The following is a 512-nucleotide window of genomic DNA, read 5'->3' on the forward strand; positions in this document are numbered from 1 at the left end:
TTCCCGGGCACGCGCCATCAGCGCTGCTGGCAGCACAAGATCGCCAACGTCCTCAACAAAGTGCCGAAGTCGCTCCAACTGGCGGTGAAGGCGGACCTGCGCGAGATCCATGGCGCACCCACACGGGCCCAGGCCGCGGCGGCCCTGAACGTCTCCGCGGAGAAGTACGGGGCCAAGTATGCCCGCGCGACCGAGTGCCTCACGAAGGACCGTGACGCCCTGCTGGCGTTCTACGACATGCCGGCCGAGCACTGGGATCACCTTCGGACCACGAACCCGATCGAGAGCGTGTTCGCCACCGTCCGGCACCGCACGGTGCGCACCAAGGGCGCGCTCTCGCCCACGACCGCCAAGCTGATGGTGTTCAAGCTGGTGATGGCGGCCGCGAAGACCTGGCGGCGGCTGAAGGGCGAGAACCAGTTGCCGAAGGTGGTGGCCGGCATCATCTTCCAGGATGGGACCGAGGTCGTCGCGAGCCCAGATCACCGCGCCGCCTGACCGCCTCCGTCACC

General features: G+C 68.0%; 1 protein-coding gene. It reads left to right on the top strand.

Annotated elements, in window-relative coordinates:
* Window positions 1–498, top strand: a 498-nt coding sequence (locus DT057_RS35165) for a transposase (protein WP_203236475.1), incomplete at its 5' end; no start/stop codon positions are given.
* Between the last annotated feature and the right edge of the window lie 14 nt (window positions 499–512).

It is taken from the genome of Methylobacterium crusticola (assembly GCF_003574465.1).
GTDB lineage: Bacteria > Pseudomonadota > Alphaproteobacteria > Rhizobiales > Beijerinckiaceae > Methylobacterium > Methylobacterium crusticola.